Consider the following 10,456-nt stretch of genomic DNA (forward strand, 5'->3'; position numbering starts at 1 on the left):
GGTCTCGCTGGCATATCGGTGCAACCGCGTCCGGAACGGATCCCGTTATCGTTTGCGCAGGAGCGGTTATGGTTCATCGATAAACTGGAAGGAAGTGTAGCCTACCATATGCCGCTGGTCTTACGCATGCAAGGCCAGGTGAATGTGGCCGCATTGACGTATGCGCTGCAGGAGGTGGTGAACCGCCATGAAATACTTCGGACCGTGATTGGCGAACAGGAAGGTAAAGCCAGTCAACGGGTATTGGAACCGGATGGTTTTCAATTAGGCCTGGAAGCGGGAGAGAGCTGTGCGAAAGACGCTGTTGCCCTCCGGGCGTATATAGATCAGTTGATCGGTGTGCGGTTCGATCTGTCTGTGGATTATAGCCTGCGGGCCCATCTGATCCGGCTGGGGGAGCAGGAATGGATACTGGTGCTGGTAGTGCATCACATCGCCTCGGACGGGTGGTCCAATGCGATCCTGGTGAAGGAACTGGTGAACGGGTACAAGGCGTATCGGGAAGGAAGTACCTTGTCCTTGGCAGCGTTGCCGGTACAGTATGCGGATTATGCGATCTGGCAGCGCCGGCATATAAGGGGTGAAGTATTGGAAAAGAAACTGGGCTACTGGCAGGAACGGCTGACGGGGTTGGAGCCCTTGCACCTGCCGACGGATTATGTTCGGCCTTTACTGCAAAGTAGCCGGGGTGCGAGTCTGTCTTTCAGGCTGGATGTGGAATTGACCGGGGGCCTGCAACGATTATCATTACAGGAAGATAGCACCTTATTCATGACCCTTCTGGCCGTCTTTAAGGTGTTAATGTATAAATACAGCGGTCAGGAGGACATCGCAGTTGGGAGTGTGCTTGCCGGAAGGCAGCAGACGGAAACAGAGTCGCTGATCGGTTATTTTGTCAATACGCTGGTGCTGCGCACGGATCTGGGGAATAATCCGCCTTTTATAACTTTATTACAACGGATCCGCGATACAACCCTGGGAGCTTATGAACACCAGGAGGTGCCTTTCGAAAAAGTAGTGGAATCCCTGGTAACCAAACGAGACACGGGCAGGAATGCCTTATTCGATGTGCTGTTTGTCTTACAGCATAAAACCGGGGAACTCATTGGCCGGAATAGTTTGCCCGGACTTGACCTGATACAGGAGAAGGCGGATCTGCTTACTTCAAAGTTCGATCTAACTTATACCCTGACAGAAGAGGATGAAGAATGGACCGGAACGGTGGAATATTGTACGGACCTGTATCGGGAAGAAACGATAACCAGGATGGTCACCCACTATAAAGAATTATTACAAAATGTGGTCCGCGCTCCTGAACAGCGGATCGGAGATTTGCAGATGCTCACACAGGAAGAACGTGAGCAATTGCAGGAAGAATTCAATCCCGAAAAAGCAGTCTTTTCTGAAGACAGGACCATTCTGGAATTGTTTGAAGAACAGGTAGCCATGGCTCCGGACAGTGTTGCCCTGGTGTTTGAAGAGGAAGAGCTGACCTATCGGGAATTAGATAAACGCTCCAACCAATTGGGCCATTATTTGCGCAAGGCAGGATTGAAAAAGGAAAGTCCCGTTGTTATTTGCACGGTGCGTAATCTGGAGATGGTGGTTGGGATATGGGGGATACTTAAGGCCGGAGGAGCCTATGTTCCGATCGATCCAGCTTATCCGGCCGACCGGATCCGGTACATCCTGGAAGATACGGGGGCCGGGATCATTCTGACCAGCAAAGCCTGCAGCTCAGGCCTGCCTTCGGATCACCCGGCAGTACAGGTATACCTGGATGAAGACTGGGAAAAAATTAGCCGGGAACCAGTGACTAAGATAACGAACAATATTATGGCCAATCACCTGGCCTATGTGATATATACCTCGGGGTCTACCGGCAGACCAAAAGGGGTTATGATCGAACATCGGAATGTATCCTCTTTTTTACAATGGTGCCGGAAGGAATTTGCCGACAGTCCTTTTGAGATTGTCTATGCTGCTACGTCTATCTGTTTTGATCTTTCCGTATTTGAATTGTTGTATCCCGTTATTCAGGGGAAACGGATCCGGTTATTGGAGGACGGATTGACGGCAGGAAAATACCTGCCCGGCGATTCGCAGGTATTGTTGAATACGGTTCCGGGGGTTCTCCAGTTTTTATTGCGGGAGAAGATCGATCTGGGGAATATAAGCGTGCTCAATATAGCCGGAGAGCCCATTCCCCCAGACGTTCAGCTCAGATTGGCTATAAATAAGACGGAGGTCAGAAACCTGTATGGGCCGACCGAAACTACCACCTACAGTACTTGTTACCGGATTAAAACAAAGGAGCCGGCCCTGATCGGCAGACCTATAGCGAATACCTATTTATGTATCCGGGGTATAGGCGGAGCGCTTAGCCCCATTGGAGTGCCAGGCGAACTGTGCATCGGTGGGAGCGGAGTGGCGCGGGGATACCTGAACCAGCCTGAGCTTACCGCGGAAAGCTTTAGAGCAGGAGAAAACGGGGGTGGCGGAGAAAGAGTGTTGTACAGGACAGGAGATCTTTGCCGTTGGCGGCCGGATGGAAATATCGAATACCTGGGCCGAAGGGATGAACAACTGAAGATAAGAGGATACCGGATCGAACCGGGTGAAATAGAAAGGGTACTGGAACAAAGCGGTTTGGTGTACCGGAGTGCAGTAGTTGCCCATACGGATAACCTGGGGAACAAACGGTTAGTAGGTTATGCCGTACCAAAAGAAAATATTGACCGGGATGATATTCTTTTCTTTTTACAAAGCCGGTTGCCCGATTATATGGTGCCTGCCCTGCTGATCATGTTGGAAAAATTACCGGTTACTCCGAATGGGAAAATAGACCGGAAGAGCCTGCCGGCTCCGGATTCCACGGCGATGATGAATGGCTTTGCTGCTCCGCGTTCGAAGCAGGAAAAAGAGTTGGCAGGCATCTGGGAAGAATTGCTGGATGTAAAACAGGTAGGAATTCACGATAATTTTTTTGAATTGGGAGGTGACTCGATCATTACGATCCAGGTGGTGAGCCGGGCGCGCCGGTTGGGATACAACTTGCAGCCGAAGGACCTTTTCCGTTACCAGCAAATTGAAGGCCTGGCTATTGCCCTGGAGTCAAGGTCTTTGGCAGAGGGCGATCTGTCCGCGGATCTTAGCCTGGGATACGGTCCGGACGGGGAAATTACCAAGGAAGAGCTGGATCGTTTCCTCGACGATATAGCTGGAACGGAAAAAAACAGCGTTGAAAGGAAGACGCGCAGAGATAGAGTGGAGGGGGTATTTGGGTTAAGCAGTCTGCAGAAAGGGATGCTCTTTCATGGGCTGTATGAGGAACGGACAGATACCTATATCACGCAATTGAGCTGCGGAATCAGCAGCTTGGATAAAGCGGCATTCCAAAAAAGCTGGTCTCAATTGCTGAAGCGCCACAGTATCCTGCGGAGCGCTTTCTATTATGATGTGTTTAGCATGCCGGTACAAGTTGCCTACAGGGACATTTCAATGAGTGTCGGCGAAGAAGACTACCGGTCTATGACACCTGAAGAACAGGAAGAGGCGATCCTCGCCTATGAGGATGCCGATCGCCGGAAAGGTTTTGACGTTAAGCAGGCCCCACTCATGCGAATAAGGTTGTTACGATTGGGAGAGGACAGGTACCGGATGGTTTGGACCTTTCACCACCTGCTGCTGGATGGATGGTCGGTTCCTGTTCTGCTGGAAGAGTTGCTGGACTATTATGAAGAATTAATTGCCGCAACGGAGAGCAGGAACGCGGATCTGCCGGATAGGCCGGCGGATGTCTTTGGAAAATATATTCAATTTCTGGAAAGAAGAGATATTGAAAAGGAAAAGAATTATTGGACCAGTTATCTGGCCGGTTTATCCGGAGAATGCCTGTTGCCATTCATTGGATCTACCAATGAACGTAATAAAGGAAACGGGGATTATAAGGAAGAAATACTGAAGCTGCCACCGGATTTCGCGGCGCGCATTATCCGGTTTGCCAAAAACAGCAGGTTGACGTTAAATACGGTGATGCAGGGTGTCTGGGCTTTCCTGTTGTACCGTTATACGGGTAATCGTGATATCGTTTATGGAGTTACGGTTTCAGGACGGCCTGGAGAAATGGCCGGGGTGGAAAAAATGGTGGGGATGTTTATTAATACGCTGGTGTTCCGCAGTACCCTGGACGAAGACCAGGGATTATTGACCTTCCTTCAAAAAATACAGGAAGAACAGTCGGCAGCCAGGGAATACCAATACGCCGGATTAAGCGATATACAACGATGGATGGGGTGGAGAGGAGATATGTTCGACAGTTTACTGGTTTTTGAGAACTATCCGGTCAGTAAAATCTTCGCCTCTCGTTTGGGCAGCCTGGACATAACGAATGTGGAATTAAAAGGGCGTAATAATTATCCTTTAGGGATCAACATAACCGCCGGAGAAACCATCATGATCCGGTTCCGGTACAACACCCAATTATTGCCTGGAAGGTATGTCAATGCCATAAGGGGACATTTTGAACAGGTATTAGATCAGCTTACGGATGAATCTTTACCTCTGCAACTGGTAAAAGATCTTGAACTGCTGACCCCGGCGGAAAAAAAGCAATTGATCGGGATAGGCTATGCACAGGAAAAATATCCCGAAAATAAAACGATGGTAGAGCTGTTCGAAGAACAGGCGATCCTGAATCCGGATGGTATTGCCCTGGTCTTTGAGGAGAAAGAACTGACCTACCGGGAACTGGATTTGCTTTCGAACCAGCTTGGACATTATTTAAAGAGCCAAGGAGTCAGGGCAGAGGATTTAGTCCCTGTCTGTATGGAACGCTCATGGGAAATGATCGTATGTGTTTTGGGGATTTTAAAAGCAGGAGGAGCGTTCGTTCCGATCGATCCGGCCTTCCCTGCAGGGCGAATCCGGTTTATGCTGGAAGATACAGGAGCCCGCATCGTGTTGAGCAGTATGTCCTGTCGATCCGGCATACCCGGTGGTGACTTTGAAGTTATCACTTTAGATGAGGCATGGGCGGATATAATCCGGGAACAGGAGACAAAACCCCTGGCGGAATCAGACCCGCATCATCCCATCTATGTCATTTATACCTCTGGATCCACGGGACATCCAAAGGGAGTGCTGATCGAGCACCATAGCCTGGTGGACCATATTTATGGTGTAATTGCCGGTGCTGACCTGAAAAATTGCAGGTCGTTCGCGCTGGTCGCCTCCCTGGTCGCAGACGCGGGATATTCCCTGTTGTTCTCCTCTTTCGTTCTGGGAGGTACTGTTCATATTTTGTCCGAAGCGCTATTGTCCGAAAGCAGAAAAATGCGTGCCTACCTGGAAGAAAAAGCTATTGATTGTCTGAAGATCGTTCCTTCCCTATGGATATCCTATATCGATGAAGGAAAAATGCCGTTGCCGGAGAAGGTACTCATTTTTGGCGGAGAAGCATTTTCTCCGGTCATCATTGGTCACCTGAAGCATTCGGCCTATAAGGGAGTTGTTTATAACCATTATGGACCTACTGAGGCCACTATTGGAAAATGCATATATAAGGTGGACTTTTCCAAGCCTTCTCCGATCATCCCTATCGGGAAGCCCTTTTCAAACACACAGGTTTATATTGCCGGCCAGGCGGACCGTCTGCAACCGGTAGGGACAGCCGGAGAATTATTCCTGGGGGGCGTCGGAATTGCACGGGGCTATCTGAACCGCCCGGAGTTAACGGCATATCGATTTATTGTCAATCCTTTTGACGGGAGGACCTCCCTCAGATTGTACAGAACAGGAGATCTTTGCCGTTGGCTGCCGGATGGGAATATTGAGTACCTGGGTCGCAAGGATGATCAGCTGAAGATAAGAGGGTACCGGATCGAACCGGGAGAGATAGAGCGGGTACTGGAAAAAAGCGGTTTGATACAGCAGGGTATCGTATCGGCTGTATCGGATCGCCAGGGCAATAAACGCCTGGCTGCATATATTGTGGCCAGAGGAGAATTTAATAAAAAAGAAATAGCCGATTTTTTGAAGAGTCAATTGCCGGATTATATGATACCAGCCTTTTTTATTGAACTGGATCATATGCCCCTTACCTATAACGGAAAGATAGACAGGAAGGCGTTGCCAGACCCTGAACCCGGTGAATTGCAGGGAACCGTATATGCCGTGCCCCGTAATATCACCGAACAAAACCTGGCCGGTATCTGGGAAGAATTGCTGGACGTTAAAAAGGCAGGTATCTACGATAACTTTTTTGAATTGGGTGGCGATTCGATCATCTCGATCCAGGTGGTGAGCCGGGCACGTAGGTTGGGAATGGAGACCTTACAGGTTGGTGACTTGTTTAAGCACCAAACGATAGCTGCCTTATCGGCCATCCTGGATATCCGGTCTTCCGGTACAGGGAAACTTTCCGGCAACCCGGAAGATGCGCCGGAAGGAAAATGCGGTTTGTTGCCTGTTCAGCAGGCTTTCCTGGATCATGAAAATGGATCGGGATCCCATTTTAATCAGAGCGTTTTGCTCGGCGTAAAGAAAACGGTTACCGCTGAAGCGCTGGGCGAAGCCCTGGAAGGTTTGCGTCAGTTGCATGATGCGCTCCGGTTCCGTTATCACCGGACGGCCGGGGGATGGGAACAGGAATACATGCCTTATACCGGCTCCAGTATGGGATCCTTAATCGTGGAAACTATAACGGGCTCCGGCAATGCTTTGGAGACTTCGCTGGCCGAAAGGGGAGAGCATTATCAGGGCAGTCTTCGTTTGGAAGAAGGAGACCTGATGCGGGCGGTATTGTTGTCAACCCCTGCGGAAGAGCCGTTTAACCGGCTGCTGATCGTGATTCATCACCTCGTAGTGGACGGAGTTTCCTGGCGTATCCTATTGGAGGACCTGGAATGGCTGCTGGAAAACGGGGATTGGAGAATCCGGGGAGGATTGAACAAAAAGTCGCCCTCTCCCGGAAATATAAAGAAAGGCTTTTCCTACCGGGAATGGTATGAAACATTGGAACAATATGGGAGGAGCGAACGGTTAAGAGGACAATTAAGCTATTGGGAAAAAGTGGCAGGGAGCTATCTGCCTTTGCCTTTGGACCGCCCAGATCCAGGGCCTGTCTTACGAAAAGATACACGAAGCTGCCGCGTACGTCTTAACCGGGAACAGACGCGACTATTGCTGCAGGAAGCTCCGGGTGTCTACCATACGGAGATCAATGACCTGCTGCTTACCGCACTGGGCAGTTTGCTATGCCGTTGGAGTAAACGGCAGGAGGTGGTGATAGGATTGGAGGGGCATGGCCGCGAAAATATCGGAGATGTCGATACGAGCCGGACAGTGGGCTGGTTTACCAGTATATATCCGGTATTGATAGAAATACCGGTTGGAATGTCCGAAGGATCGCTGATCAAGAATGTGAAGGAGCAATTACGTAAAGTTGCGGACAAAGGGATAGGATATGGAGTATTAAAATATATCCGGCGGGAAAAAAGTTTGCAGGGTAGAGTGCCCTGGGATATTGTTTTCAATTACCTGGGGCAATTGGATAACGTGCTTGGCCGGAGCAAATGGTTCCGGGAAGCGGGAGAAGAAATGGGAGATACGGTGGGTGAAGAAATACCGGTAGCCGAAAAGCTGTCGGTGAACGGGAAGGTGCAGGTCGGGGAGTTAGTGCTGGACTGGAGTTATAGTAGCCTGCACTATGATGAACAAACGGTCCGGGCCCTGGCGGATGACTATATGCGGGAATTGGAAAAACTGATCGGCCATTGTGTTAAAAAGGGTAGGCACGGACATGAGCATACGCCATCTGATTATGGCCTGGGTGGGGAAGTTACTTTTGAAGAGCTGGATAAGTTCCTGGAGGGGGAACCGGGGAGGGATCTGGTGGAAGGGGTATACCGTTTAAGCAGCCTGCAGAAGGGAATGCTCTTTCATGGCCTTTATGACGGACAGGCGGGAGCCTATGTGGAACAGTTCAGTTGCGAGGTTACCCGCCTTGATAAACCGGCGTTCGAAAAAAGCTGGTCTTATTTACTGAAGCGCCATAGTATACTGCGAAGCGCTTTCTACTACGATGTGTTCAGTATACCGGTACAGGTCGTATTTAAAGAAATAAAAATGCCCCTCTATGAGTCGGACTATCGGTATATGACATCCGAAGAACAGACCGAAGCGATCCTGGCATATGAGGAGGCCGATCGACGGAAGGGTTTTGACTTTAAACTGGCCCCGCTCATGCGTATCGGGCTGTTAAGGCTGGCGGAGGACCGGTACAGGATGTTGTGGACTCACCATCATATACTGATCGATGGATGGTCGATACCTGTTCTGATGGAGGAATTGCTGAAATATTACGAGGAACTGGTAACCGGGAAGGATAAAGAAGGAAAAACGCCGCCGGAAGACCGGTACGAGGATTATATCCGTTATATAGAAAGCCGGGATAATGAAAAGGCCGCGGCCTATTGGCGGAATTACCTCGCTGGTATAACGGAAGGTTCCCTACTGCCCTTTATTGAACCAACGGCAGCCCGGAACAAGGGTCTGGGAATCTTTAAGGAATCGTTGATCCAAATCGGAGAGGCCGGGACGGGACGGATCGTATGGTATGCACAAAAACATCGTCTGACGGTCAACACGGTCATGCAGGGTGTTTGGGCTTACCTGTTGTATCGTTATACAGATAATCCTGATGTTGTCTATGGAGTAACGGTTTCTGGCCGTCCCGAAGATCTGCCGCAAGTGGAGAAGCGGGTGGGAATGTATATCAATACAATCCCCTTTCACGCCCGCCTGACCGAGGATCAGGATATCCTGTCCTGGCTGGAAGGAATCCAGCAGGACCAGGGGTTGTGCAGGGAATATCAATATACGGGTCTGAATGATATCCAACGCTGGCTGGATATACCCGGGGATCTTTTCGACAGCCTGCTGGTGTTTGAAAACTACCCGGTCAGCCAGCTGATTGCCGCCCGGGATTGGGCATTGCAGGTATCGGACGTCAGGATCCATGATCAAAGTAATTTCCCGTTGGGTATTAATATTGCAGCCGGCAAAACAATTACTATCCGGTTCAGGTATAATGCCCACTTATTATCCGAGCGGGATATAACGCAAATGCAGGGGCATTTCAGGGAGGTTTTGGAGCAACTGACCGAATCAGATCTGGTTAGGAATAAAATAAAAGATATCAGGCTGATGAGTTTACCGGAACGCAGACAGATCCTGTTGGCATTTAATGATACCAGCACTGTTTTCCCCCCTGCCCAAACTGTGGTGGAACTTTTCGGAGAGCAGGTCAGACATTTTCCCGATTACGTGGCAGTGGTTTTTGAAGAAAGCAGGCTGACCTATGGGGAACTGGATGTGCAATCGAATCAGTTGGCCCATTTCCTGCGTAAAAAAGGGGTCGGATCAGAGACGCTGGTTGCGGTCTGTTTGGGGCGGTCCCCGGAAATGATCATCGGCATACTGGGAATACTGAAGGCGGGGGGCGCTTATTTACCTCTCGACCCGGCCTATCCCGCCGAACGGATCCGCTTCATGGTGGAGGATGCAGATGCGAAGGTTATCGTGAGTAACCGAAAAATTATATCAAACATTCAGATAAGGAAGGATTGTTCGGTGGTCCTGCTTGATGAGGACGGACCGGCCATTCGCAAAGGACCTGAATATCATTTGCAAACCGTTCCCAAATCCGGGCAGGCGGCTTATGTGATCTATACCTCCGGGTCAACCGGCAGACCCAAGGGTGTTATTGTCGAACACGGAGGATTAGTCAATATGGTATTTAACCATATCCAATTCCTGGGATTGAATCCCGGAAACAGCATCCTGCAATTTGCTTCCTTTAGCTTCGACGGTTCCTGTCAGGAGATTTTCAACGCATTGTCAAGCGGAGGGAAGCTGGTCATTCCTAACAAGGAACAAATTTTATCTTCCTCCTTATTAATTGAATTATTGAAGCGGAATAAAGTGGAGGTGGCTACTTTTCCCCCTTCTTATATTCCTGCCATCACAGATGAAATCGATGATCTCGTTGATCTCCGGTATTTATATGCCGCAGGTGAACCATTGACTGCTGAAACAGCAAAGTCCGTTATCTTAAAAGGAATAAACCTGGTCAATGGATATGGCCCTACAGAAAATACCGTTACGGCAACGCTGACGCATAATCCCCTCCGTCCCGACGGAGGTATTACCATTGGGAAACCTGTTAAGAATGTAAGAATATATATTCTGGATAAATCGGGGAACCCTTCGCCAATAGGTATCGGAGGTGAATTATGCATTGGAGGCCTCCAGGTCGCACGGGGCTATCTGAACCGTCCGGAATTAACGGCAGAAAGCTTTATGGCCGGTCCATTGCGGGGTCTTCAGGAGAATGGGGGAGGTGAGTTGTTGGCCGAAGATGTGACCCATGGTTTGGCGGAAGGGGGATGGGAGA

At 49.8% G+C, this 10,456-nt stretch carries 1 protein-coding gene; it reads left to right on the forward strand.

Annotation, left to right across the window (positions count from 1 at the left end):
• Nucleotides 1-10,456: amino acid adenylation domain-containing protein (locus ACX0G9_RS30910; RefSeq protein WP_459068859.1), on the forward strand; the 10,456-nt coding region annotated here is incomplete at both ends.

Source organism: Flavitalea flava, from assembly GCF_054461575.1.